Source organism: Victivallis sp. Marseille-Q1083, assembly GCF_903645315.1.
Lineage (GTDB): Bacteria > Verrucomicrobiota > Lentisphaeria > Victivallales > Victivallaceae > UMGS1518.
Genome location: NZ_CAHJXL010000001.1, coordinates 1,582,371 through 1,608,415 on the forward strand (window position 1 = coordinate 1,582,371; position 26,045 = coordinate 1,608,415).

Here is a 26,045-nt window from a genome sequence, read left to right on the forward strand (position 1 = left end):
TTATTTCTCCACTGTAATTTTCCGGGGGTTCTGAGCGGCATGCGGATGTTCGGCGCCGTTATAAACCCGCAATTTGCGGAACTGGGCGCGGCCGAGACGGCCGTGCGGCATCATGCCCCAGACGGCATCTTCGATCAAACGGGCGGCATTCTTCCGGCGGATTTCGGCCGCGGTGCGTTCCTTGCGGCCGCCGCGGAAACCACTGAAGTCGACATAGATTTTTTCTTCGCTCTTGCGGCCGGTGAACACGGCATTGTCCGCATTGACGACCACGACGAAAGCGCCGGTATCGATGTGCGGGGTATAAGTCGGCTTGTCTTTGCCGCGCAACGCGTTGGCGATCATGACCGCAAGACGCCCGACCGGAGCTTCCGAAGCATCGAACAGGACATATTCGCGGTTGATCTCGCCTGTTTTTGCCAAATAAGTTTTCATCGTCTTTTCTCAGTAAAAATAAATTTGCACTCTGTTCGTTTTTTCGCATCTCCGCCGCTTATCGCACCAAGCAGACAAAGACCGACTACCGAAAACCGTCAGCCGTGATCGGGGTTCAGCGTATGACGGAATTGAATACTTTATCGTCAATCGCTTATTTTTCAATGATTTTCCGGCAAAAAAACCGATTTTTCTATTGCTTCCGGCCATTTCCATAAAATTTTTTGCCTACGGTCCGCTTTCGCGCTGCCGGCAAACAAAGTTCCGGCGAACCCGACCGCGGGGTTTCCCATGCCGTAAAATCTGCCTGTCGCGGCTCCGGGCAAGCCCCAAAACGGCCGCAGCCACCGAAACGACTTCGTCATAAAAGCGACGGGCAGGAATCGCCATAAAACAATTTGATTATCAAAGCACTTAAAGAAATGACGATCTTTTGACGGAAAGCTGCCGGCTTACTCTTTTTCCCGTCAGCCGACACTGAACCGGCAATGACGGCGGGGAAAAGACGGGCCATACCCGCCGGAATGCCGCCGCCGGGAACAGGTCAAGCGCCGGAGCAGTGGCGTCAATGCCCGGCCGGCACTTCTTTCGGTCTCTTCCGCCGTCGGAAGGTGCCGAGCAGTTCCGGCAATTCTTCGCTCTTGAACAGATAGTTGAGCAGCAGATAGACCAGGGCGAAAACCGAACCGCAGAAAACCAGCGGCAGCAAGTCCTTCGGCAGCCAGCCGACTGCCAGCCGCATCTGAAGCCAATGGTAAGCGAAATAGACGGACACCGCCAGCAGACTGGCGACCGACGTCTTCAGGAACGCCTTTACAACCGGCAGCCAATGCAGTTCCAGCCCGGAACGCCGCAATGCCAACAGCAGCAGCGAGTTGTTGATCAGCGACGACATCACCGTCGCCAGCGCTATCCCTCCCTGGCGCATCGGAAACATCAGCAGCAGGTTCAAAACGACATTGCAACTGATGGCGATCAGCGACATTTTCAACGGGGTCGCCATATCCTTGCGGGCATAAAAGGCCGGCAGGATGATTTTCGTCGCACAAAAAGTCGGAATGCCGAGCGAATAGAACATCATCGCCCAGCCGGTTTCCTTCAAATTGGTTTCGGTGAAGCTGCCGCGCAGAAAAAGCAGGCGCAGAATTTCCTCCCGGAAGACGATGAAAAATACCGCCAGCGGCAGGCAGAGAAAGAAAACATAGCGCAAACCGAGATTCATATCGTCGAGCAGTTCGGCGAATTGTTCATGGGCCGCCGCCCTGGACATGTCCGCCAGCAATACCGCGCTCAACGCGGTGGCGAACACCCCCAGCGGCACATAGACGATCCGTTCGGTATAGTTCAAGGCCGGCACCGCATAGGGACCGAGAAAAGCCGCCAGCGTCCGGTCGACGAGAAAACTCACCTGGATCGCCGAAGCGCCGATCAGCCCGGGCAACACCAGACGCCACAAATCGCGCAATACTCCCACTTCACCACGCAGGCCGCGGTCGAACAACGGCATGCACCGGCTCCGCCACAATAGAAAAACCATCAACGCCAACTGCACCGCGCCGGAAAGCAGCACCGCAAATCCCAAAGCCTCCAGCAGCCGTGCGCCATCCGCGCAACGAAAATAATATGCACCGTACAGGACCGCGATCAAAAAGACGTTGAAGGCCAGCGCGCCGAGCGCCGGCAGAAAGAAAATTCTTCTGGTATTCAAAAAAGCGCCGATGATGCCGATCAGGCAGATAAAGAACGCATAGGGCATCACCACCGGAATCAGCGTCATCGCCATCCGGCCGTAATCGGTCGTGATCCAGGGACGCAGCAATATGGCTCCGCCGGAAACGACGACGACGATCAACGCCAACAGAACCCCCAGCACGCAAAAAACCACCCCGAGCTGGCGGCGCATCGTCGCGGTGTCCCGTTTCGCCTCCGTATGGGTCAGCAGCGGAATCAGCGCCTGGGCCAAAGCGCCTTCCCCCAGAATCCGGCGGCAGAGGTTCGGCGCCATCAGCGCCAGTTCCCAGGCCGTCGCCAGCGCGCCGCCGCCGAGCACCCAGGCTTCCAGCATGGCGCGCACCAAGCCGAGGATGCGGCTGCAGAACGTCGCCAATGCCACGCCGGAAGAACTTTTCAGAATGTCAAACCGATTTTTCCGCATCGCCGGCCATAATCATCATACCGAGAACCGGACATGGATGACATCGCCGTCTTCCATGACGTACTCTTTGCCTTCGATCCGCAATTTACCGGCCGCCTGGGCTTTGTTCCAGCCGCCGCATTCGACCATATCGCGGTAGGAAACCACTTCCATACGGATAAAACCGCGGCACATATCGGTGTGAATTTTGCCGGCCGCCTGCGGCGCGGCCGTGCCAGCCGTCACCGTCCAGGCACGGCTTTCCATCGGGCCGGCGGTGAAAAAGGTCAAGTAATTCAACAGCCGGTAACCGGTTTTGATCACCCGGTTCAACCCCGGTTCGGCAATGCCCAGTTCTTCCATGAACAACGCCGCTTCTTCCGGCGGCAACTGACCGAGTTCCTCTTCCCATTTGGCGCAGACCGGCACCACCTCCATCTGATGCGAAGCGGCGGCTTCCTGCAGCGCCAGCGCCCGGGCATCGGAGGCGAAATTGTGGAACATCTTTTCATCGGTGTTGGCGCAGACGAACGCCGGCATTGCGGTCAGCAAACCGAGGTTCTTGACGATCTCCACCGTTTTGGCGTCGTTTTTATCGTATTCCGGCAACTTTCCATCGCTCAAACGGGCGATAAAATCCTTGACCAACTCCACTTCCAGCTTGATGTCCGGATCGCTGGAACGCGCCAGCTTGCGGGCCTTCTCCTGGCGCTTTTCCAGCATGTCCAGATCGGCCAGCATCAGCTCGGTCAGAATGACCTCGAGATCCTCGACCGGATCGATCCGGCCGCTGACGTGAACGACATCCGGATCGTCGAACACCCGGACGACGTGGGCGACGGCGTCGACGTTGCGGATATGGCCGAGGAACTGGTTGCCCAGTCCCTGCCCCTGGCTGGCGCCGCGCACCAAACCGGCAATGTCGATGAATTTCAAAGTCGACGGCACGATCCGGCCGGATTTTTCCAGCTCGGCCAACACTGCCAGCCGTTCATCCGGCACCGCCACCACGCCGGTATTGGGTTCGATCGTACAGAACGGGAAGTTGGCGGCTTCGGCGCCGCCTTTGCTCAACGCATTGAACAACGTGGACTTGCCGACATTCGGCAGTCCGACGAATCCGCAGGAAAAACTCATACTGGTCTCCGGTCTCCTGATTATCACCTGTGTCGCTTCGGCCGGCAACCGGCCGGATTACTTTCCAAGCAAAAAGAGCCCGCCGCAATGGCGGGCTCCACTCTAACGCTTCGTTACCGTACCGGACGCTCAATTGCCGGTGGCAATGGAAGTGTCCTGGAAGAAGAAATTGAACGCATTGTGTTCGCGGTCAACTACCCACGCCGGACGGATGATCGGGCCGTATCCCCAGCCGACATCCAACTGATCCTCGGTGCAGCCCGGCAGCGGGAACGGGAAGGTAATGATATCGACGACGCCGACCACTTCGCGGGCAACGACGAACACCGCACCCTTGAGCACACCGTAAGTCAAAGCCGGCACCGCGCCCTTTTCCTGCTGAACGTCATATGGCCGAATCAATATTTCCAGCGGCCCGAACGCCACATTGGCGACGCCGCGACCGAGTTTGATCAGCATATCGTCGACTAAGTCATTTTCAGCCTTGGCCTGAAATGAGCAGAAGACCGTCGTCAACAACATGACAGCCAGCAATAGTTTTGGTAAGAATTTCATCAAAATCGCCCTTCTTTACTTGGTTATTGTGCTTCTGATGCGTTCCCTATATGATGCTTGGTTGAAGAAATATAGTGTGCGTGTTTGAAAAATCAAGAAAAAAATATGCTTAAATTTTTCGGAATGGCAGAAATGTTGAAAAAATGATGTTATCTTATCGCGCCAACGCAAAAAATGAGGTTTTGTTCCATGGAAAAAAGTAAAGAACGTTTCTCCGATCTCTCCTTGTTGAAGGCTTCGGAAAACCGCTACCCGACGTCGCCGGCCGAGGCGCGCCTGGAAGCGTTTCAAAATATTTATTCGGACCGCGATTACGTCATCACCTTCGACTGCCCGGAATACACGTCGCTCTGCCCGGTAACCAACCAGCCGGATTTCGGCCATATCATCGTCCGCTATGTGCCGGACAAACTGTGCGTCGAGAGCAAGTCGCTGAAACTTTATCTGTACTCGTTCCGCAATACCAACACCTTCCACGAGGAATCGGTCAACACCATCCTCGATGCGGTCGTCAAACTCTGCAAGCCGCGTCGGGCCGAAGTCGTCGGCCATTTCCGGCCCCGCGGCGGCATCGCCATCCATGTCAAAGCCACTTACGGAGGAAAAATCGATGAATAAATTCGCGGATCGGATCAAGGTCATTCCCAACGGTTCGGTAACCAGCCCGGCCGGCTTCCGGGCCTGCGGCGTCACCGCCGGCTTCAAGCGCAGCGGCGCGCCGGATATGGCTTTGCTCGTTTCGGATCATCCGGCCCATTTCGCCGCGGCGTTCACCAGTTGCACTTTTGCCGCCGCTCCGGTGCTGATCGACCGGGAGCGGGCCCGGACGGAATCCCGGCTCCGGGCGGTCATCATCAACAGCGGCAACGCCAACGCCTGTACCGGCGAACCCGGCTTGCGCAACGCTGAAACCACCTGCTCGATGGTCGCCGAAAAACTCGGCGTCCCGCCGCGGCAGGTGATGGCCTCTTCGACCGGCCGGATCGGCACGCAGATGCCGATGGAAACCGTCGCACGCGGCATTGAACTGGCGGTTCCGGCCCTGAATGCCGACGGCGGTCTGGCGGCGGCGGAAGCGATCATGACCACCGACACGACCCGGAAATCGGTAGCGCGGGCGTTGTCCATCGCCGGCCGGACGGTCACCATCGGAGCGATGACCAAAGGATCCGGCATGATCGATCCGAAAATGCGCACGGTGCCGCATGCGACGATGCTCTGCTACATCACCACCGATGCGGCAGCGGACAACGCCCTGCTCAACGACCTGCTGGCGCGCGGCATCGAACAATCGTTCAACCGGATCACCGTCGACGGCGACATGAGCACCAACGATACAACGCTGCTGCTGGCGAACGGCGCCTCCGGCGTCACCATCGCGGCGGGTACGCCGGAAGCGGAACTATTCTATGCCGCGCTGGAAGAGATCATGCAGGATCTGGCCCGGCAGATGGTCATGGACGGCGAAGGCGCCACCAAATTCGTCACCGTGCTGGTTCAAAACGCCCCGGATGAAGCGGCGGCCAAGCTCTGTGCCGAAGCGATCGCCAATTCGCTGCTGTGCAAGACGGCCTGGTTCGGCTGCGATCCGAACTGGGGGCGAATCGTCGCGGCGCTCGGTTATTCGACCGTCCCGTTCGATCCGGACAAAGTCGATGTTTTTTATGACAGTTTCCCGGTCGTCAAGCAGGGCGGCGACGCCGGCACGGCGGAGAAAGTGCTGGCCGAAGTGCTGAAGAAACGGGAATTCACCGTCACCGTCGACCTGAATGCCGGGACGGAAGCCTATTGGGTCTGGACCTGCGATATTTCTTATGAATATGTCAAAATCAACGCCGAATATCACACTTAATTTTCCCTGAAATGCCGGTCAGCCCGGCATTGCTTTTTTGATCCGGGCCGATTTACCGGGTTTGCCGCGGAAAAGGACAATCGTTTGGAAAGGAATTGCTGATGCATTGGGAAGCGAAATGGATCTGGCGGCCGCAGGACAACGGCCGGGCATATAACCAGGCGGCGTTATTCAAACGTGAATTCACCGTCGAGGCGGTCGACGAAGCCAGGTTGTGCATCACCGCCGACACGTTTTACCGGCTGAAAATCAACGGCTGCTGGGTCAACGACGGTCCGGCGCGCAGCTATCCGGAGCATTACCAGTACGACCGCCTCGATGTCACGAACCTGCTGCATATCGGCGTCAATTCCATGGAAATAGTGGTACGCTATTTCGGCAGCGGCACCTTCCACCAGATTCCCCAGCGGGCCGGTTTGCTGGCACAATTGACGATCAAAGCCGCCGGGCGGCCGCTGCAGACCATCAGCACCGACGAAAGCTGGGCGGTCCGCTCCTATCCGGAACTGACCAGCCGGACCGCACAAATTTCCGTCCAGCAAGGCCCGGTCGAACGTTACGACGCCTCCGTTGTCCCGCCGCCGTGGGAACCGGCGGAAATCATCGCCGCCGCCGGCGAAGGGTGGTGGCGCAACCTGGAGGAGCGGGACTGCAAGCTATTGAGCCGCCGGGAATTCGGCTTGCGGCGTTTCGTCGGCGCCAGCCGGGTGCCGGATCATTGCCGGGTGTTCTGCTGGTCGCCGCGGGAGGTCTACCGGCCCGGCAGCACCAGCAACAACAATGCCGACGGTTATCCGCTCGCCCTGGCGCTGGAACTGAATATGGCCGCCGGGCGCACCGTTGAATTTCTGGTGGAAAATCTGCAGGTATTCATCGACGGCCGGCCGGCAGCATCGCCGTTGTCTTTGTCCGCCGGCCGCCATTTCCTGTTGGCGGCGACCACTTGCGGCCTGTCCCATAACAAAGATTGCGCGCTGATTTTTCCGGATGACAGCGGACTGCAATTCGGCAATCCGCTCGGCCGGGCAGGCGGTTATCCGCTGGTCGTCGCGCCGCAACTGGTTCAGGAAGCGCCGGATCTGCCGTTCATGTGGGCCAACGGAGAACTCCAGGCCCGCCTGGAACGCTGCCAGGCATGGCTGGCCGATCTGGCCGGCCGGGTTTCCGATGCCGCCAGTTTGCAGGCGGTCGGCGGCGCCAACCTGTGGCAGTTGAACGAAGCGGATTTCTTTCTCGACGACGGTTACTGGGCTGGCCGCAGCCGTCGGCCGGAACCGGTGCAACCGGCCGATGTCATTGCGCCGGACAACCTGCTCTACCGCGACGGCGCGGCGACTGAAATTGCCGCGACACCGGACGGCACCGCCATCGAACTGCTGTACGATTTCGGCGAACAGAACTGCGGCTATTGGGAGTTCGAAGCGGATGCCGCCGCCGGGACGATCATCGATCTCTATGCGGTCGAATTCATCGCGCCGGACGGCACCATCCAGCACACCGGCAGCCATCGCAATGTGCTGCGCTATATCTGCCGGGAAGGCCGCAATGCGTTCCGCAGTTTCAAACGCCGTTCGGGCCGTTATCTGTTCGTCACCATCCGCCGGGCGGCCAGGCCGGTGAAATTCCGCTACCTCGGCCTGATCGAATCGACTTATCCGGTTCAATCCGTCGGCAGTTTTCACTGTTCCGACCAGGCGTTGAACCGGATCTGGGAAATGTCGGCCCGGACGCTGAAGCTGTGCATGGAGGATACCTTCACCGATTGCCCGCTGTACGAGCAAACCCTCTGGGTCGGCGATGCCCGCAGCGAAGCGCTGTTCGCCTTCCCGGCCTTCGGCGCTTACGACCTGGCCCGGCGCTGTATCCGGCTGGCCGGCCGGTCGCTGGAGCGTTATCCGATCGTCGGCTGCCAGGTGCCGAGCTGCTGGGATTGTCTGTTGCCGGCCTGGAGCCTGATGTGGGGCATGTCGGTTTACGACTATTACTTTGAAACCGGCGACGCCGCGTTCTGCGCGGAAATCTGGCCGCTGGTGAAACGCAACCTCGACGGCGCCTTCCGGCAGCTTGATCCGGCCACCGGGTTGTTCGCTTCGCCGGACTGGAATATGTTCGACTGGAGTCCGACTGACAGCAACCATGCGATCGTCCTTTATTTGAGCATGTTCCTGGCCGGCGCCGTCGACGCGGCACTCGAATTGGCGGCAATCCTGCCGGATGAACCATTCACGCAGGCCTACCGGCCGAAACGGGCGGCGCTGGCGGCGGCGATCGACCGTCAGTGGGACGCCGAAAAACGCCAATGGCCGGACTATCTGGAACAAGGCCAACCCTCGCCGGACGGAGCGGTCCACACCAGCATGCTGGCCATCCTGTACAATCTGACTACGGAGCGCAATTACCAGGCGGCCGTCGACAATGTCATTCAACCGCGGCCGGAACTGTATCCGGTCTGTTCGCCGTTCGCCTCGCTCTATTATTATATGGCGCTGGAAAAACTGTCCCGGCCCGAGATGATTCTGGAGGCGATTTCACGGGATTACGCGCTGATGTTGAAGCTGGCGGAGAGCACCGTCTGGGAAACTTACGTCAGTCCCGGCCACGATCCGTTTCCGACCCGCAGCCATTGTCACGGCTGGTCGGCGGCGCCGTTGTATTTTCTGCCCCGTACCGTACTGGGCTTGCGGATGACGCAGCCGGGCGCCCGCGCCTTTGCCGTCAGCCCGGTCGTCACGTCCGGCATGAGCTGCGCTTCCGGTCGGCAAGCCACCATCCGCGGGCCGGTGGAGGTTCGCTGGGAACGCGCCGGAGACCGGTTGACGATCCACGCCTCCGCGCCGGCCGGCGTCACGCTTCACTATGAACCGAACGAAACGCTCGCCGGCTTGCAGGTCGAATATAACTTCGGCTAATAATGAATTTGGTTTGACCATTAAATTATTTTTCTAAAAAATTAGAAAAATAAATCATGATAGTTTTTCAATAATGATTGCTCTTTCTATTTTTTATAAAATAATTTAAAGCGTTGGTCAACTCAAAAAAGCGGAGGAAATTATGGGATTAGGCATAACTGAAATTATTCTGATCTTCTTAGTCGTTTTACTTTTCTTCGGAGCCAAACGCTTACCAGAAGTCGCTCGTTCAATGGGTAAGGCCATGAGTGAATTTAAAAAAGCCAAGGATGAAGTGTTCTCTTTTCCGACGCAAACCGACAATGAAGTTTCCAAGACAACCGGCCAACAAGTAATTGTCAAGGAAGACAGACTGACAACAGCCTCCCGGACAGATGTCGCGAAATCCCAAGCAATCGACAATTCCTTCAGGAGACTCTCCCAAACTCCCTTTTTACATCAAGGGCAAAAACGTCGGTGGATATTTTCCAATCTCCATAGCTTGCCGGTAAATCACGCCAAGGAGTTCCCGTTCGCAATATCCAGAAACGGCACTTAAAAATTGCCGGTGTCGCAAGCATTCCCTTCCCAAGTTCCCTTACGGGCCCAGCAGTAAAAACTCGATTTTGCCCAGGATTCATCCGATATATCATGCCGTTCGTATGCGTTCGCCATTTTTTGCAGCTTCCTTTGTTTGACGTCTGCATAATATGGCACACATCTATTGACGACACAACCTAAAATTGATTACCGATGCTCATAATAAAGGATATATTACCGCTTTTATCTTTTAAAATTAAAAATCGTTATCAATTTACACATAAAAATTTCAGCAAAAAAAATCAACAATCCATCTTTAGCCTGAATATTGCGTAAATTTTCAAAAACAAAGAGGCAGATTCTCGACTAACGTATTATATTGTAATATCTTACATCACAATATAACGCCGAGGTCTGCCAATGACAAAATGTAATGTTTCGATTCCGGTCTTTCAAGGTCCGAAAAGCAGAAAAATTGAATTCAATTTCGCCGGTGGAGATATCAGCAGTGACGGCGGGTTGCTTTTTGTGAAAGAATTCGACCGCAAACTCGGTTTGACCCGGCGCGCCGGTAACCTGCTGGATTCTTTTGATCTTCGACAGCCCGGAAAAGTTGAGCATTCCTATCTGAGCATGCTTCGTCAACGAGTTTTTGGTTTGGTTGCCGGCCATGAAGATCTCAATGACCATCATGAATTGCGAACTGATCCGCTGATTCAAACTGTTGTCGGTCGTGATCGTCAACTCGCCACTCCAAGCACTTTATGTCGATTCGAAAATGGAATCGATCGTCGTGCTTGCGTAGATTTGAGCCGATTGTTTGTCGAATTCTTTATCGAAAGTTTTTCCACGCCGCCTCGAGAATTGATTCTTGATTTCGATGCTACCGATGACCTCACTTACGGGATGCAGGAAAATCGCTTTTTTCATGGCTATTATGACCACTATTGCTTTTTGCCGTTGTATGTTTTCTGCGGGGATCAATTGCTTGTGGCTTATTTGCGTCCATCAAAAATTGATGCGGCCAAGCATGCTTGGGCGATTCTCTCGCTACTGGTAAAGCGCTTTCGGCAGAAATGGCCGAAGGTTAAGATTATTTTCCGGGGAGACAGTGGCTTTTGTCGGCAGAAAATGCTGAACTGGTGTGATAAAAATGAGGTCAAATATATTGTCGGATTGGCGAAAAATCCACGTTTGCTGGAATTATCAAAAGATCTTCAAGTGAAAGCGGAAGCACTTTACAACGAAACACATGAAAAAGCAAAACTGTTTACTCAGTTCGAATATGCGGCAGGAACTTGGAAATACCCGCGCCGGGTGATTGCCAAAGCGGAATTCAACTCCCCCGGACCGAATAATCGTTTTATCGTCACCAATCTTGATGATGATGGACAATATCTTTATGAAAAAGTCTATTGCGCCCGAGGTGAGATGGAAAACAGGATCAAGGAACAGCAGCTGGATCTTTTCGCTGATCGGACGAGCTGCCATGACTTTGCGGCAAATCAATTCCGGCTTCTGCTTTCAAGTTTGGCTTATATTCTCATGGAACGGTTTCGGGCATTGTTGTTGACAGGAACTCAATTTGCCGAGGCTACCTGCGGCAGCATTCGCTTATACCTGGTGAAAATCGGTGCCATTATTCGGCGGAATACCAGAAAAATTTATGTTGCTCTTTCAAGTGCTTGTCCAAATCAGGAACTCCTCCGCTTGATCGCTGCGAAAATCATCGCTTGGGAATAAAACCTTGGAGAGCTGTCCCCGGCTCGCCGAACAACAACGGGGGAAAGGGGGAATATGCTCAATTTGCAAAAAAACGACAATATCCGACTCTGAAAATAAAAACTTCCGAATCTTCTGAACATTTCTCGACGATTCGAAAGTTTCATGCAACATTCAGGCTAGTCGGGATCGGCATAGGCGGCTCAATTGCGGCAACTGCCGCTTGGCAGAACAATCACCCTAGATTGAAGAAAATCATCACCATCAATACGCCATATGAACTGGAACAACCAGAGCAATATTTGGATGCCACTCGAGGAGATAGCCAAATTCCCCTGACTATGTATGTGACAGATCCAGCTTTGGCTCCACCATCTGAACGACCTTACCTCATAGTCAAGCCATTTTTGGAGTGGTTGCCAATGATTACTGAGGCTGTGTCACAATTGTCAAATTAATTTATTGCCCCGAACTTTAATCAACTTGTATAACAGAATAGCCTTGGCATTATAACGCTAACCTCAATACTGCTTACTTAATTCTTGAATATTATTGATTTCATGCTATATTATCTTCATAGACAACAGGAGATTCGATATGGCACGAACCAAAGCGCAGTTGGCAGATAATTTTCGCGAGAGTGACTTTTTAACCTTGGCCTCATTGCTTGGGGTTGTTCCTTTTGAAGCCCTTTGCAATGCACTGACCAAGTGCGGACTTGCGACGCAACGTTACCGCAAACTGCCACTGGAATTGATGGCTTATTATGTTATTTGTCTTTCGCTGTATTCAAGCATTTCGTTGCAAGAGGTTTTGCGCTGCATTCTTGAGGGCTTTGACTGGCTGAAGATAAAAATGCCTTGCGGCGAGATCAAAGGGCGAGGAGGAATTTCACGTGCCAGGAACCGTTTGGGGTACAAGGCAATGCAATGTTTATTCGAGGATGTTTGTAAACCCCTGGCCCAGCCGGATACCATTGGCGCCTTTTATCGGGGATGGCGTTTGATGGCAATCGACGGCACAACCTTTGATTTACCGGATGAGCAGAGGAATCATGATTTTTTTGGCCGTCCGCCATGCTCCCGCGGGAAAACCGCATTTCCGCAATTGCGCATGACAACTTTACTTGAAATCGGTACGCGTGCGATTATTGGTGCGGCCCATGGGCCTTATTCTGAAGGGGAAAATACTCAAGGCAAACGACTTTTGCCGCTCCTGCAAAAGGATATGCTGCTACTTGCTGATCGTGGCTTTGGTTGCTATCCGTTCTTTTCCGAATGCATCAAAACTGGCGCATCGTTAGTGTTTCGAATCCGCAGCAATATGAAATTTGCAAAAGAAAAAATTCTGCCGGACGGTTCTTTTTTAAGTACGTTCTATCCTGGCGCGGAACAACGCAAGAAAACCAATGGCATTCCTGTTCGAGTAATTGAATATGCCATCAAAGGCTCCAGCGAAAAATATCGCTTGATAACCAGTATTTTAAAAGAGGAAGACGCTCCGGCTTCGGAACTTGCGGCTCTCTACCACGAGCGCTGGGAGATCGAATTGGCTTATGATGAATTGAAGAATCATCTGAAGCAACCAGGAGCCGCCTTGCGAAGCAAAACCCCGGAATTGATTATACAGGAATTGTTTGGATATCTACTTGCGCACTATACGATTCGCAGCTTAATACATCAAGCCGCACGGAAAAATAAGGTCGATCCAGACCGGCTTTCCTTTATCAATGCGGTACGAATTCTGTGCAGAAAAATCACTGCTGCTCATTTTCCCCCTCAAACCACAGGAAATTGAGTATATTCGCGAAGCAATCATTCAGGAGATTGCGGCAACAACTGCCTGGTCTTCTCGCGGGATTACACGAGAACGGGCAGTAAAACGCAAAATCAAAGGATGGAACATCAAGCAGGAGTTTTCATCCAAGACTGCTCCGCATGAATGCTTTATTGATTAAAGTAAGCAGTATTGACGCTAACCTGAATGTTGCATGAAACTTTCGAATCGTCGAGAAATGTTCAGAAGATTCGGAAGTTTTTATTTTCAGAGTTGAATGTTGTCGTTTTTCAGTAAATTGAGCATATCCCCCCTTACCCCCGTTATTGTTCTGCAAGCCGGGGACAGCTCTTCAAACGGTCATTCCCAAGCGATGATTTTCGCAGCGATCAAGCGCAAGATTTCCTGATTTGGACAGGCACTTGAAAGAGCAACATAAATTTTTCTGGTATTCCGTCGAATAATGGCGCCGATTTTCACTAGGTACAATCGAATGCTTCCGCAGGTTGCCAGAGCAAATTTTGTTCCATTCAAAAGCAACGTTCGAAACCGTTCTATAAGAATGTATGCCAGACTCGAAAGCAGAAGTCGAAATTGATTTGCCACAAAGTCATGGCAGCTCGTCCGATTCGCAAAAAGATCAAGCTGCTGTTCCTTGATTCGATTCTCCATATCGCCTCTGGCGCTGTAAATCTTCTCGTAAAGTTCTTGTCCGTTACCGTCAAGATTGGTGACGATAAAACGATTATTCGGGCCGAGGGAGTTGAATTCCGCTTTGGCAATCACCCGGCGCGGATACTTCCAAGTTCCCGCCGCATATTCGAACTCGGCGAAAAGTTTTACTTTGTCATGTGTCTTTTCATAAGAGGCTTCCGCTTGATCTTGAAGCTCCTTTGAGAATTTCAGGAGACGAGAATTCTTTGCCAGTCCGATAATATATTTGACATTGTTTTTATCACACCAGTTCAACATTTTCTGACGGCAAAAACCGCTGTCACCCCGGAAAATGAGATTGACCTTCGGTCATTTCCTGCGGAGTCGTTTCACCAACAGGGAAAGAATTGTCCGGGAATGTTTGGCTGCATCCATCTTTGAGGGCCGGAGATATGCGCAAAGTAATTGATCGCCACAGAACACATAGAGCGGAAGAAAGCAGTAATGGTCATAATATCCGTGAAAGAAACGTTTTTCCTGCATCCCATAGGTGAGACCATCGGTTGCGTCGAAATCAAGGATGAGTTCATGAGGCAGGATGAAACTTTCTACAAAGAACTCGATAACCTTCATGCAAATCCACTACCTGGTAATCTCTCTATCGCAAATAGAAAGGAATCGGTATTAAGATTGTACTTGTCCGCCTTGGATGAATGATCCCCTGCATTTGATCTGTTACCGCTTGGACGATTAACACGGTTTCTTTTACATCCTTGCGCCGCCCGTCTGCCGAGCCGCATCCGGTACGGCCCGGCAGTTGCTTTTTGGAAAAATCAATCAGGCCGTTTGGCGCCGAATTTGACTCGATACCTGGTCGGCGTTTCGCCGATTGCCGTCTTGAAACGACGGCTGAAATGAAAGACGTCGCTGTAATCGAGTTGCCGGTGTCCGGTCGAGCCAGTCTGGAAAATCATACAGTCTGAACGTATCTACCGAAACCCACGGTCAGGCGGAAATGCGGCCGCAGACTGACGTCGGGCAGCCCGGAAATATTTTCGAAACGATGCAACCGGCCGGCACCAGACGGAGCTCGCCGTGGCGAAACAATTGCGGACTGCGGCCGGGAGCTGTCCGCCGGAATACCGCTCCGGGACCCAACGGAAGATTCCGCATATTGAATGACATATTCCGGCAGCCGGTCGAAAAATCGCTTTGAATTGAAGTAGGGGCGCCGCCGATGAATTCGAAATAGGGATTCAGCAAAAGTTTTCTTTATGATGAAAATTTCCGATAGGCCCGGGGCGTAATGCCGCGCCGGGCGCGGAACAGCCGGTTGAAGTTCGAGAGGTTGCGGAAACCGGCCTCCAGCGCAATGGCGGAAATACTGCCGGCGGTGTCCTGCAGGAGTTTTTCCGCATAACCCAGCCGCAATTCGAGCAGATAATCCGTAACGTTGACCCGCACGGTCCGACGGAAAAAGCGGCGGAAACTTTCCGGTTCCATGCCGGTTGCCATGGCGACGTCCGCCAGTGTGATCTTTTCCCGGAAATGGCGCTGGAGAAAACGGATGGCTCGCTCGATTTGTTCGCCGCCGTCATCCGGCCGCAGCCCGACCGGGTTGCCGGACGATGGCAGCACCTCACGGGGGAATACTGCCAGCCGGAGCAGCAGATCGAAAAAGCAGAGCAGGCGCTTGCCGCCGGAAAGTCCGGCGAGTTGGTCGAAATCAGCCTGGAAAGCGGGATTGTTCCGGAATAAAACGCCGGTTGCCGCCTCCTGCCGCAATCTGGACAGGACCGCGAATTCCGGCAGTGCCGACAGTCCGCCGTCGCAGAGATTGTTGCCGAATTTCAAAACACGTGTTTCAGAACACTGTTCCGATGCCGCCGGGCCCGGTGTCGAGGCATACAGATGCGGCACATTGCCGCCGATCAACGCCAGATCGCCCGGCCGAAAGGCGGTGAGCGTCGAACCGATCAATACCCGCCCGGAACCGGAGACGATGAAGGTCAATTCCAGTTCGGGGTGATAGTGATAATTGCATGCCAGCACTTTGCCTTTCGAGGTTTCCAGCACGAAGCTGGAAGTGTCGGTATGCGGAACCTTTTCCAACCGCAACGGATGGTTACTTTTGCCGGATCGTATCATTTTATTGCCTTTTTGCAGCAGTTTTGCCGGAAAAATCATTTTATATTATACTATAACATGCAAAAAGGTTTTTTGATAAAAATCATGACGGAGGGATTCACAGCGGCGGAATTTTTTGCTATGACGAACGCGGTGAATCTTCCCGTTTTCCGGGCGGCATTTCTGGAGGGCCTGTCGCTGCCGTCGCCGGGTACGTTCTCCCATGATCTCGACTGGGGGCATTGCTGCGGAATGTACTGCCGGAAACCGATTTTTTCTGCCCGAGCCTGGAGGAGATCCGCTTTATGCTGAAAGCGCCGGATTGGCCGGCAGCATTGCCGCCCGGGATGCGCTGTCGGGCATCCCAAAACTGGCTGAACTGATTGAACCATCAAGGAGATGACAGATGAAACGTTCGGAGATCAACCGGGAGATTCGTGCCGCGGAGGCATTTTTCTCTTCACTGGGATTCCAATTGCCGAAATTTGCCTTCTGGACGCCGGAAGAGTGGGCGGGACATGGTCCGGAAATCCGTGAAATTTACGACTGCAACCTGGGGTGGGATGTCACCGATTTCGGCCGGGGTGATTTTCGCCGGGCCGGTTTGCTGCTGTTTACGATTCGGAACGGCGTGGCCGGTTCGACGCGATATCCCAAAGCTTACGCCGAAAAGATCATGATTTCGCGCTCTGAACAGAAAACCCTGATGCACTGCCACGAGAAGAAGTGCGAGGATATCATCAATCGCGGCGGCGGCAAGTTGGTCTTCGAACTCTACAACCGGAAGTCCCCCGGAGAGCGGGAACTGGCCGATACCCCGGTGGAGCTGGTCCGGGACGGCGAGCGGATCATCGTCCAACCGGGGGCAAAACTGGTGCTGTCGCCGGGGGAAAGCATCACGCTGACGCCGAATCTCTTTCATGCCTTTTATGCCGAGAAGGGGGCGGATGTCATGATCGGTGAAGTCTCTTCGGTCAATGACGACCGTGCCGACAACGTGTTTTACCAGCCGCAGCGCCGTTTCCCGCTCATCGAAGAGGATGAACCGCCGTATCGGAAAATGGTCGGTGATTATTGACGGAAGCGATTTCAACTCCGGCTGAAGAACGCAGAACGGTAATTCCGTTCATAAAATCAATAAAGTCATCCATTTCGTTTTCAGATGATCGCTTCCGGCAGCGGTGGCCGCCTTCTGGCACGGCCGCCGGGAGATGTGCTGCTGGTTCAGCGTCGCCTATCGAAAACCGGAAGAGGCGATGCGCCGGACGATGGCGGATAAGATCCGGTTGTTCGGTTCCGTCCGGAAGGGGTGAACATGAATGCCGCATTCCGGAATGCGTTGCCGTTTCTGGCGACGTCGGAGCAACTCTGTTATGCCAGACTTTCGACTTTGCAGGAGGGCAACGGCCGCGGCCTGCGGATTGTCGAAATCTGTAACGGGAGCGGCCTGCAGTTCACCGTGACGTCCGACCGGGCGATGAATATCGTGGAATGTTCTTTCCTCGGCATTCCGTTTGCGTTCCGGAAGCCGGGCGGCCGGCCTGGCCGATTGGCACCGATTTCCCGCCCCGCTGGCCGGTTTTCAGGAACACTGTTTCCTGCACGATCTCCCGGGTGGCCGGGAGGGCATGGCGGCAATGCGGGCGGACAATCGCTATGTTCTCGGCTGACGCCGGTTTTTCCGCCGGCGGCGCAGCCGGCGGTATCCGGCGACCAGATGATAAGTCGCGTAGTATCCAGCGACGGCGAAAATGACGGCGAGGAACAGACCGCCGGCGAAAAACGGCAGCAGGATTTCCAGACCGAGCTGCCAGAAATTTTCCAATGTCGGCGTGGCGAGGAAGGCGGTGATATGCTGTTTGAACAGGGCATACGACAACGGCCGGAACAACAGATAACTGCCGAGCCAGCACTGCAGTGGATAGAGGACAAGCATCGTCGCATAATTGGTCGCCATCGTTCCGACGAAGGCCAGTACTTTGGAGGCGCGGAACACGAAGGCCAGCGGCAGCGCGACGATCGTCTGCAGGCCGACCGGCATCAAAAAGGCGACGAAGAGGCCGACGGCCATGCCGCGGGCCAGATAGGACGGCGTCCCGTTCAGGCGGACCATCCGGTAGTAATAATACCGAAGGGTCCGTCGATAATTTAGTTTGCAGCGCCGCATGGATGATTGCTCCGGACGGTCAGATCAGATAGCGCAGATACAAATAAACGGACGACACTGCCGTGCTGACCAGCATCAGCGGAAAACCGTACCGGCTGAATTCCGCAAACGAAATTTTGTAGCCGTTTTTCCGGGCCACCTGGCTGACGACGACATTGGCCGACGCGCCGATCAGCGTACCGTTGCCGCCGAGGCAGGCGCCGAGCGCCAGCGACCAGAACAGCGGCTGGCCGACTGCCCGGGAAATCTCTTCACTGCCCTCCAGACCCATCTGGCCGGCGAAGGTCGGGATGATCGAGTTGATCAGCGGGATCATCGCGATGACCAGCGGAATGTTGTCGACGACCGATGACAGCAGCGCACTGCCCCAGAGGATGATCATCATCGTCAGCGCGAAATTGCCCTGGGTCAATTTGACCATTTCGGCGCCGAGCAGCGAAAAGGCGTGATTGAGCTCCAGGGCGCCGACCATCATGAACAGCCCGCAGAAAAAGATGATGGTGCTCCATTCGACTTTTTCCAGCATATGGGAAAAATCCACCCGGCAGACCAGCAGCATGATGCAGGCGCCGCACATCGCGGTCAGGCCCGGTTCGATGCCGATCCAGCGGCCGCAGAAAAAGGCCAGCAGCACGCCGGCAAAGACGATCAGCGAACGTTTCAGCCGTTTGACGTCGAGGATGGCCCGCCGCGGTTCGGTCAGCGACACCAAGTGGATTGCCGCCGGGTTGCTCTTCAGCTTCCGGCGCATGCCGAATACGACGAGGCCGACGGTCACCAGGGCGATGACCAGCACCACCGGCGTCAGATTGAGCAGGAAGTCGTTGAAGCTTAAATTGCAACTGGCGCCGATCAGGATGTTCGGCGGGTCGCCGATCAGCGTGGCGGTGCCGCCGATGTTGGAAAAAATCGCTTCCATGATCAGGATCGGCACCGTCGGCAAGCCGAGCAGTTGGGTGATCAGGATAGTCACCGGCGCCATCAGGATGACGGTGGTCACATTGTCCATGAAGGCGGAAATAAAGGCGGTGGCCAGCATGAATTCCACCGCGATCAGGACGCCGTTGCCTTTGGTTTGCCGGGCGATCTGCACGGCGACCCATTCGAAAACGCCGGTGGTGGCCATCAGATTGACGATGATCATCATGCCGACCAGCAGTCCCAGCACATTCAAATCGATTTTGGCCAGCATGTCCGGAAAGCCGGCGACACCGCAGATGACCATTGCCCCGGCGCCGAGGATGGCGGCGATGGCTTTGTCCACTTTTTCCGAAGCGATCAGGATATAGGTCGCCGCGAAAATGATTGCTCCAAGCGTCAATGTCAACATATGAAGTTTCCTCTTCTCATAAACTGATGATGCGTTCCAGCAGCAATGCCTGATCGATGATGCCCAGCAGTTCATCCTGACGGTCGACGACATAAATCTGGTGGTATTTCAAAACGGATATCGCGAAAACCACTTCGATCAACGTGGCGTCCGGCGGATAAAGACAGATTCTGCTGCTCATGACGTCGCCGGTTTTGGCGTCGGCTTCGACGCTGAAATATTTTTCAAACGGATCGAAAAAACGGATGAAGCCGACGCTTTTCAACTGGCTGAAAAAATCCGGAATGCCGAGCTTGAACAATTCCGTACAGGCCAGTTCGCCGACGACATGTTTGTTGTCCAGCACCGGCAGTACCTCAAGGTGCCAGTGCGCCATCAGACCGGTCACCTGCCGCAGCGGCAGATCCGGCGTCGCCCAGTGGCGGCAGGGCGCCATGATGTCGCCGGCGATTACCGCCTGCTGATAATCGATGTTCAGCCGGGACAGCCGTTCGACGATTTCCTCCGGCTGTCTGGCCCGCAGCAGCGGCTCCAGCAGGTGCGGCATTCTGGCGTAGGCGGCGAAATGAGCGATGAATTTCAAGCCGCGCATCGGCTGGTCGTCCGGAATCAGCAGCAGACAGGCGATCCGGATCGGTTTCCGATCCGGCGTTTCACATTCCAGCGGCGTCCGCAAGGTGGCGATGACGACCGCCAGCTCCTGCAGGCCGGCGATGCGGGCATGCGGCAGAATGACGCCGTTGCCGAGCGTGGTGGGAGCCTGGTGCTCCCGCTGCCGTACCGCGTCCAGCAATATGGCGGCTTTCTGGCCTTTCAATTGCGGCAATTCAATTGCTTTGTCGACCAGTTGTTTGAACAGAGCCGTCTTGTCGGCGGCCTCGATCCGCGTCAGGATATTGGCGCCGGATAATTGATTGGCATTGCTCATCGAAGAACTTCCTTATTCCTGATTTCATAAATTCAAATCTGAATTCATCAGGCACACCGGCGAAAAAACTTGCTCGCCGGTATGTCATGCGGCCCGGTTCAACTTGAACAATGGCGGCGCTCGGCCGCCCCCGGCATCCTCGACGAAATCAGGCCGCCGGACGATTGCCGGGAAATGATCGAATGCCCCGGCGCCCGGCTGAAAAATGGGTTCCGGCTGCGGAGGAAGGGCGGTGGCCGGGAACAGCCCGTGGCCGGCGGAATCGGAAAACGGCCGTCGATCGCAGACCAGGCCGTGCGGAATTTCCAGCCGGCAGTCAAACCTGACCGGCAGCCGGGAATGAGCCGGGAAGCGGCCGGACAGGTTTTCCGGAGTAGGTACGATGATCGGCAGTTGACGGTCGGTCGGAAACAGCACTGCCGCGCCGACTGCCGTCAGCAGCACAGTCAAAAAAGACGCAATGATGTACCCGACTTTTTTCATAAGACGTTTTCCCTTCCTCCAGTCGTTTAACATACCCCGGCAAATTGCTTTTTCAAGCCGGCCTTCGGTTGGGTTGGGATAAAACGGTTATGTTTTATCATATTTTATCAATATATGCAATTAATCACTTTAATAACATATAAAAATAGTTTATAAATCATTTGTTTTTGTTGTTACATGAGCTATAGTATCCTCCGGAGCGTAATTGTGGAAGGAGAAAGTCGGAAGCCTCTGCCGGGCCGGTGTCGCCGGCAGAGGCTTCGATCTTTGGGGAGGATGCTTCCAGCGCCGGGCGGTGCATGTGAAATTTCAATCTGCCGCGGCATCGGAACGCAGCAGGGACGGCTGGACCCAATAGGCCCAATCGGCGCTGTTGTTGCCATATTTTTCGACGAGGAAGTCGATTTTCACCTTTTTCCCGGCGTAGGCGGTCATATCCAGCAAATGACTGGTCGGCGGACCCGGTTGCTGGACCGCGTCGAAGATTACTTCGCCGTCGACGGCAATCCGGAAACGGACGCCATCGCTGTCGGCATGGCCGAGCATCGTTTCAAAGCCGAGCTGTAAATTGCGTCCCGCCGCCTCCGGCAGCGTCACGGCAAAACCGACCCGGCCCCAACCGTCGGCCGGCGGGTGCTGAAAAAGCACTCTGGTCAGCCAGCCGGCGGCCCGGACGATATCGCGCTCTTCCAGCGCCAGGTTGTTCTCCTCCTCCGCCTCCGGCAAATGGGCCAGAAAATCGAAACAGAGATCTTCCGCCGGCACATCGAAAATCGACTGGCAGCGTTCCGCCGCTTCCGGCGTTTCCTCGAAGGACGCGATACCGATCACCGGCAGGGCGAAAGCGAAAGCCGCTTCTTCCCGCGGCGTGCCGGCGGCGGCGAAGACATCGTACATCAACCGTTTTTTACTCAGGTCGGAATTCCAGACGCCCAGCTTCAAGCCGCCTTCATCGGGATGATCGGCATGCCGGTGCAGGATGAAGGCGCTGATCCGGGGCGAGAGCGCTTTTACTTTGCGGTAAGCATAGGCGTAGGCGGCCGCCTGCAGTTGTTCGGCCTCCGGCGTTTCGGCTTCGAGGTTGAACCCCTGTTCAGTCAAGGCGATATCGCGGCATTGGCCGCGATAAAGAAAAGGCTCCCGGCTCATGATTTCCACCAGTTGGCCGAGGTTGCGGAAGGTGATGCGTGGCGTATCGGCGGTGTTCCGGGCGCTGCGGTCGAGCCAGAAGCGCGGATTGAACAGGTTCTCCGGATAGGGATGAAAGGCCAGATTCCAGAGAAAATCACCTTCCGTCCGGACGACCTGGTTGAACGCTTCGAGCAATGCCCGGCCGGGGACCGCCTGCAGCGAACTCTTCAGCCCCAGCGACCAGTGATGTTCGAGCGAGATGTAAATCCGCAAATCCGGATTGTAGGCACGGCTCGCCAAATAAGCCAGGCGCACCGCGTGAGCGTAATCGCGCGCCACCTCCTGGTACGGCGTTTTTCCCATGTTGTACCAGACGGCGTGCTGCTGGACTTCGTTGCCGACGATCAGCGCGCAGATCTGGCCGTATTCGGCGTCCGAACGGGTATAGCGTTCGGCCAGAAAAGCCGTTGCCGCGGTGAAATATTTGATCCCTTCCGGAGTGGCGGTGTTGAAAGCGGCCAGCATCATCGGCGGTTCGGCGGTCGTTTTCGGGTGGCGCAGCGGCAGATTGGCGGGCGAATCGCTGTATTCATTGAAAAAGACGACGAAAACCGCAATGCCGTTTTCATAAAACTGCCGGAACCGCGCATCGAAATATTCGACCAAAGAAGCCCGGAAAGGAATTTTTTCGCCGTTGTATTCGAATTCGATGATCCGCTCTTCCGGTCCGGCGTCCAGTGCCAGCAGGCGGTTCAGTGGAATGTTTTCGTGGACGTACCGGGCTCCCAGCTTCACCGCGTCGTCGATGTCGACGACGCAACTGATTCCCTTGATTTCGGCCGGCCGCAGCAGGGGACCCCGATACCGGGCGGCGGCCGGCTCGACGGCGGCGACGCAGGCGCCGTCGGCCAGCGCGACATCGTTCCCGGTCAGCGTGAAATTGTCGTAGAGCAAATCCGTACCCGACTGAAAGCGGTCGATCCGGATGGCTTTGCCGGGACGGCCTTCGAACAACGCCGGCAGCGGATAGGATTGTCCTTGCCGGAAGGAATCGCAGAGCGGCGCCGCGACCAGTTTCAGTTCCCGGTCCTGCCATTCCGCCGGAACCGGGATGGTGATGGAAGCGGCATCGGCAGTGATATTGTCCAGTGCTGCCGCCGAGCCGGCCAGCGGCAGCAGACAACTCAACCAAAGCAGCAGTGCCGGCCAATTTTTCTTTCGCATCTTTGCGCCCTTTCGGTTTTCGATGAATTTCAATTGATCCGTTTCCGGATTTTTTGTCGGTTCGGCCGGCGACGGCAAAACCGGTTTCTACGCGCCGTTTCCGAAATGCTCCCTGACATTTAGCGTGACTGGGCGCTGGTATAGTCGATTATGTGAGGCTTGGGGCAACTTTCCAAGCTCCCAAAGTGTTCTCTCTTTTTGACTGAATGAGCTATGTCTGAAAGCGAAATAGTATACTTCGGCTGAAAACGAATTTGTTCCGTCCGTCAGTCGTCCAGCATTTTAAAGATGTCGGCGAACGCCTGAGTCAATTGATCGTTGTTCAACGTTTTGATAAAGTCGTCCGCCGTGCCGCATTCGACGATCGCCTCCGGCAGTCGGGCCAGAAAGCGCGACGGCAATTGACGCGTTTCGCGGCCGCGCTGCATCCGGCGGCCGGCCCAACTGATGATCAGTTTGACCCGGGCCCGGGTGATCGCCACGTAGAACAGCCGCAACTCCTCATCGACCGTATTTTCCCAGAGCGCCCGCTCGTGCGGAAAGATGTTCTCCTCCGCGCCGATGATGAACACATAGCGGAATTCCAGTCCCTTGGCCGCGTGGACCGTCGACAGACAGATGCCGTCGCCATCCTTGCTCTCGTCCGCCGTCCGGTCGTTCTCCTCCAGCAAAGCAAAACTCTCCAGAAACTCGCCGAGCGACAGCGGCCCCTCCGCCTTCTGTTCGAACTGGGCGACGGCGCTGATGAATTCGTCGACATTTTCCCGCCGCTTCAAAGCATCGTCGATATCCTTGTAAACCTTTTGCAGCCCATCCAGATAGCCGACTTCCTTCAGAAAATTGTACGCCTTGTCAGCCAGTCCGCCCGGTTCGGCAAAAATTTCCCGGTTACGGCGGAATTGACCGGCCAAATCCCGCGCCGCCGCGGCGCCTTTGGCGGAAACCGCTTCGAACAGCTCCGGCGCTTCCAGCAATTCCAGCATCGGCTGATGGGTCCGCTGCTTCAGTTCCTTCAATTTTTCCACCGCTTTGTCCGCCAGTCCGCGCGGCGGCACCCCGAGGATACGCAGCAGGCTCTGGTCCTCCTGCGGATTGACCAGCAATTTCAGGTAGGCGGCGGCATCCTTGATCTCCCGCCGCTTGAAAAATTCCTGCCCGCCGACCAGGCGGTAAGGCAAACCGCTGCCGCGCAGGCTCTGTTCCAACTGCCGCGACAGATGATTGGAACGGTAGAGCACCGCGAAATCGCCGTACCGCAATCCCGGTGTCGCCGCCATCTCCTGCGCAATATAGCCGGCGATGAAATCGGCTTCCGCTTCGCCGTCTTCCAGGCTGACCAGCGTGATATTTTCGCCGTCGCCGGAGGCCGACCAGAGGTTTTTCGCATAACGGTTGCTGTTGCCGGCAATCACCGCGTTGGCCGCCTGCAGAATTTTGTCGGTAGACCGATAGTTCTGCTCCAGCTTGATCTGCGTCGTCCCTTTGAACAGCTTCGGAAAATCGAGGATGTTTTCAATATTGGCGCCGCGCCAACCGTAAATACTCTGGTCATCGTCGCCGACTACGCACAGATTGCAGCGGTCCGCCGCCAACATTTTGACAATTGTGAACTGGGCGTCGTTGGTGTCCTGGTATTCGTCGATCAACAGATAGCGGTAACGGTCCTGATATTTTTTCAAAATTTCCGGGAAACGCCGGAAAATCTCGAAAACCAGCAGCAGCAGGTCATCGAAATCGACCATGTTCTGCAATTCCAGCAAATTCTGATATTCGCCGTAGAGCTGGGATTGCAGCACTTCGTAATCATTTTCGGCATTGCGCTTGGCCTCCTTCGGGAAGAACAGGGCGTTTTTCTGCCGGCTGATGTAGGCGGCGGTATCCGGCAGCGAAATGTCGCCTTTGGCCACCCCGAGCGAGGCTGCCGCCTGTTTCAAAATCCCCTGCTGGTCGGCTTCATCGGCAATTGTAAAGCTGGACATATAATGCAGATGGGTGATCTCCCGCCGCAAAACCCGGACGCAAAAGGAGTGAAAGGTCCCCAACGTCACCTTCTTCGCCGCTTCCGGCGAAACCAGCGCCGCCAGCCGCTCCCGCATTTCCCGTGCCGCCTTGTTGGTAAAGGTCAGCCCCAGAATCTGCTCCGGCGGAATCCCCTCCGCCAGCATGTAAGCGATCCGGTAGGTGATGACCCGGGTTTTGCCGGTACCGGCGCCGGCCAGCACCAGCACCGGACCGTCGATCGTCCGGACCGCCTGCCGCTGCGGTTCATTCAGTTGCGACAGGATCTCCTGGAGAGTGCCCATTAGGCAACCGTCGAGGCCAGGGCGAATCCGTCCGCCGTCGCCATTGCCGCCGCCGCCGTCACCGCGTTGGTAAAGCCGGCAAAGACGCCGCCGGAAATGACATATCGGCAAGCGGCTTCCGCCGTCGCGGCGTCATAGGCAGCATCGACATTGTCGTCGGCCGGTTGGTTCTTTTCGTAGGTGGACAGATAAAAAGCCTGTCCCGGCTGCAGAGCGAACTCCCTGACCAGCAGCGCATCCTTGCGGACGATGCCGAGAAAGGCGTCGTTGCCGTCGCGGTTGACCACCGCGACGATCCGCGGCGTGTCCAGCGAATCCTTTTCATAGTCCATCGCCAGCAAGCCGAGGGCGACGGCATCGCGCACCGGCATGCCCATCGCGATCTTCTCGGCGATCGGATCGGTGTGGGAACCGTTGCTGGCCACCGCATAATGCCGCGGCAGCCGGGCGCAATTGTAAGCGATATAGCAGTTGCGGCGCAAATCCGACTCGAACCCCGCTTTCGGAATGACTGAAACCACTTCACCGTTGATCACCGTTTCCCGGTTCGGAAACGATCTGGAGGAAACCCGATACATCGCGGCGACTTTGCCCGCCCGATTCATGCCGACAGCGACAATTCTTCCCAAATACATCAATTCACGTCCTTCAAAAGACTG

24 protein-coding genes and 3 pseudogenes are annotated in these 26,045 nt (G+C 55.4%); 11 read left to right on the plus strand and 16 right to left on the minus strand.

Annotated elements, in window-relative coordinates; genetic code table 11:
• From rplM to HWX74_RS06315, 4 genes are all read right to left on the minus strand, one after another.
• On the minus strand, positions 1-435 hold the full coding sequence (rplM, locus tag HWX74_RS06300; protein ID WP_176012742.1) for a 50S ribosomal protein L13: 435 nt from the start codon (positions 433-435) through the stop codon (positions 1-3).
• Between the two features lie 565 nt (positions 436-1,000).
• Positions 1,001-2,590: a murein biosynthesis integral membrane protein MurJ gene (gene murJ / locus HWX74_RS06305; RefSeq protein ID WP_176012743.1), complete on the minus strand. Its 1,590-nt coding sequence runs from the start codon at positions 2,588-2,590 to the stop codon at positions 1,001-1,003.
• A 15-nt stretch (positions 2,591-2,605) separates the two neighbouring features.
• Entirely contained in the window at positions 2,606-3,706 is a 1,101-nt protein-coding gene (gene ychF / locus HWX74_RS06310) for a redox-regulated ATPase YchF (RefSeq protein ID WP_176012744.1), read from the minus strand.
• A gap of 129 nt (positions 3,707-3,835) precedes the next feature.
• Positions 3,836-4,261, minus strand: coding sequence for an exosortase system-associated protein, TIGR04073 family (locus HWX74_RS06315; RefSeq protein ID WP_176012745.1), 426 nt, complete (start codon positions 4,259-4,261; stop codon positions 3,836-3,838).
• Positions 4,262-4,450: 189 nt separating this feature from the next.
• Between HWX74_RS06315 and queF the strand changes: the two genes are divergently transcribed.
• The 4 genes and pseudogenes from queF to tatA all read left to right on the plus strand — a co-directional run.
• Positions 4,451-4,879, plus strand: coding sequence for a preQ(1) synthase (queF, locus tag HWX74_RS06320; RefSeq protein WP_176012746.1), 429 nt, complete (start codon positions 4,451-4,453; stop codon positions 4,877-4,879).
• The gene (gene argJ, locus HWX74_RS06325; RefSeq protein ID WP_176012747.1) at positions 4,872-6,113 is read left to right on the plus strand and encodes a bifunctional glutamate N-acetyltransferase/amino-acid acetyltransferase ArgJ; all 1,242 of its coding nucleotides are present in this window, start codon (positions 4,872-4,874) and stop codon (positions 6,111-6,113) included. Before queF ends, argJ begins: the two co-directional genes overlap by 8 nt.
• Positions 6,114-6,214: 101 nt before the next feature.
• Positions 6,215-9,022, plus strand: a complete 2,808-nt coding sequence (locus HWX74_RS06330) for a family 78 glycoside hydrolase catalytic domain (protein WP_176012748.1) — start codon at positions 6,215-6,217, stop codon at positions 9,020-9,022.
• Between the two features lie 142 nt (positions 9,023-9,164).
• Positions 9,165-9,284: pseudogene (tatA, locus tag HWX74_RS20435) on the plus strand (twin-arginine translocase TatA/TatE family subunit); the annotation flags it as partial.
• Between the two features lie 179 nt (positions 9,285-9,463).
• On the opposite strand, the pseudogene HWX74_RS06340 reads toward tatA, so the two are convergent.
• Positions 9,464-9,549 (minus strand): annotated as a pseudogene (locus HWX74_RS06340) (transposase); the annotation flags it as partial.
• Between the two features lie 412 nt (positions 9,550-9,961).
• Between HWX74_RS06340 and HWX74_RS06345 the strand changes: the two are divergent.
• The 3 genes from HWX74_RS06345 (at position 9,962) to HWX74_RS06355 (ending at position 13,060) form a co-directional block, all read left to right on the plus strand.
• Positions 9,962-11,284, plus strand: coding sequence for an IS1380 family transposase (locus HWX74_RS06345; protein ID WP_176011736.1), 1,323 nt, complete (start codon positions 9,962-9,964; stop codon positions 11,282-11,284).
• Positions 11,275-11,721, plus strand: coding sequence for a hypothetical protein (locus HWX74_RS06350; RefSeq protein WP_176012749.1), 447 nt, complete (start codon positions 11,275-11,277; stop codon positions 11,719-11,721). The genes HWX74_RS06345 and HWX74_RS06350 overlap by 10 nt, the downstream gene beginning before the upstream one ends.
• Before the next feature lie 139 nt (positions 11,722-11,860).
• Positions 11,861-13,060: an IS4 family transposase gene (locus HWX74_RS06355; RefSeq protein ID WP_176012750.1), complete on the plus strand. Its 1,200-nt coding sequence runs from the start codon at positions 11,861-11,863 to the stop codon at positions 13,058-13,060.
• Between the two features lie 339 nt (positions 13,061-13,399).
• Here the strand turns inward: HWX74_RS06355 and HWX74_RS06360 are convergent.
• From HWX74_RS06360 to HWX74_RS06375, 4 genes and pseudogenes are all read right to left on the minus strand, one after another.
• A pseudogene (locus tag HWX74_RS06360) lies at positions 13,400-14,050 on the minus strand (IS1380 family transposase); the annotation flags it as partial.
• Positions 14,051-14,062: 12 nt separating this feature from the next.
• On the minus strand, positions 14,063-14,326 hold the full coding sequence (locus HWX74_RS06365; RefSeq protein ID WP_176012751.1) for a transposase: 264 nt from the start codon (positions 14,324-14,326) through the stop codon (positions 14,063-14,065).
• Between the two features lie 200 nt (positions 14,327-14,526).
• The gene (locus HWX74_RS06370; protein WP_176012752.1) at positions 14,527-14,667 is read right to left on the minus strand and encodes a helix-turn-helix transcriptional regulator; all 141 of its coding nucleotides are present in this window, start codon (positions 14,665-14,667) and stop codon (positions 14,527-14,529) included.
• Positions 14,668-14,965: 298 nt separating this feature from the next.
• Complete coding sequence (locus HWX74_RS06375; RefSeq protein WP_176012753.1) at positions 14,966-15,841, minus strand: AraC family transcriptional regulator; 876 nt, start codon at positions 15,839-15,841, stop codon at positions 14,966-14,968.
• Between the two features lie 202 nt (positions 15,842-16,043).
• Between HWX74_RS06375 and HWX74_RS19975 the strand changes: the two genes are divergently transcribed.
• The 4 genes from HWX74_RS19975 (at position 16,044) to HWX74_RS06385 (ending at position 17,490) form a co-directional block, all read left to right on the plus strand.
• Positions 16,044-16,223, plus strand: a complete 180-nt coding sequence (locus tag HWX74_RS19975) for a hypothetical protein (protein WP_217704871.1) — start codon at positions 16,044-16,046, stop codon at positions 16,221-16,223.
• Between the two features lie 3 nt (positions 16,224-16,226).
• Positions 16,227-16,898 carry a D-lyxose/D-mannose family sugar isomerase gene (locus HWX74_RS06380; RefSeq protein WP_176012754.1) on the plus strand — a complete coding sequence of 224 codons (672 nt, stop codon included), beginning with the start codon at positions 16,227-16,229 and terminating at the stop codon, positions 16,896-16,898.
• A gap of 103 nt (positions 16,899-17,001) precedes the next feature.
• Positions 17,002-17,133, plus strand: a complete 132-nt coding sequence (locus HWX74_RS20440) for a hypothetical protein (RefSeq protein ID WP_303048090.1) — start codon at positions 17,002-17,004, stop codon at positions 17,131-17,133.
• Positions 17,134-17,334: 201 nt separating this feature from the next.
• Positions 17,335-17,490 carry a hypothetical protein gene (locus HWX74_RS06385; protein ID WP_176012755.1) on the plus strand — a complete coding sequence of 52 codons (156 nt, stop codon included), beginning with the start codon at positions 17,335-17,337 and terminating at the stop codon, positions 17,488-17,490.
• Here the strand turns inward: HWX74_RS06385 and HWX74_RS06390 are convergent.
• From HWX74_RS06390 to HWX74_RS06420, 7 genes are all read right to left on the minus strand, one after another.
• Positions 17,475-17,987, minus strand: a complete 513-nt coding sequence (locus HWX74_RS06390; RefSeq protein WP_176012756.1) for a DUF2062 domain-containing protein — start codon at positions 17,985-17,987, stop codon at positions 17,475-17,477. The genes HWX74_RS06385 and HWX74_RS06390 overlap by 16 nt on opposite strands.
• Positions 17,988-18,006: 19 nt before the next feature.
• Positions 18,007-19,317: an SLC13 family permease gene (locus tag HWX74_RS06395; RefSeq protein ID WP_176012757.1), complete on the minus strand. Its 1,311-nt coding sequence runs from the start codon at positions 19,315-19,317 to the stop codon at positions 18,007-18,009.
• Between the two features lie 16 nt (positions 19,318-19,333).
• The gene (locus HWX74_RS06400) at positions 19,334-20,245 is read right to left on the minus strand and encodes a PTS sugar transporter subunit IIA (RefSeq protein WP_176012758.1); all 912 of its coding nucleotides are present in this window, start codon (positions 20,243-20,245) and stop codon (positions 19,334-19,336) included.
• An 84-nt stretch (positions 20,246-20,329) separates the two neighbouring features.
• A complete protein-coding gene (locus HWX74_RS06405; protein WP_176012759.1) occupies positions 20,330-20,728 on the minus strand; it encodes a hypothetical protein in 399 nt (132 codons plus the stop codon).
• A 309-nt stretch (positions 20,729-21,037) separates the two neighbouring features.
• Positions 21,038-23,083: a DUF5722 domain-containing protein gene (locus HWX74_RS06410; RefSeq protein ID WP_176012760.1), complete on the minus strand. Its 2,046-nt coding sequence runs from the start codon at positions 23,081-23,083 to the stop codon at positions 21,038-21,040.
• A gap of 266 nt (positions 23,084-23,349) precedes the next feature.
• Entirely contained in the window at positions 23,350-25,497 is a 2,148-nt protein-coding gene (locus HWX74_RS06415) for an ATP-dependent helicase (RefSeq protein WP_176012761.1), read from the minus strand.
• Positions 25,386-26,021 carry an IMP cyclohydrolase gene (locus tag HWX74_RS06420; RefSeq protein ID WP_176012762.1) on the minus strand — a complete coding sequence of 212 codons (636 nt, stop codon included), beginning with the start codon at positions 26,019-26,021 and terminating at the stop codon, positions 25,386-25,388. Before HWX74_RS06420 ends, HWX74_RS06415 begins: the two co-directional genes overlap by 112 nt.
• Between the last annotated feature and the right edge of the window lie 24 nt (positions 26,022-26,045).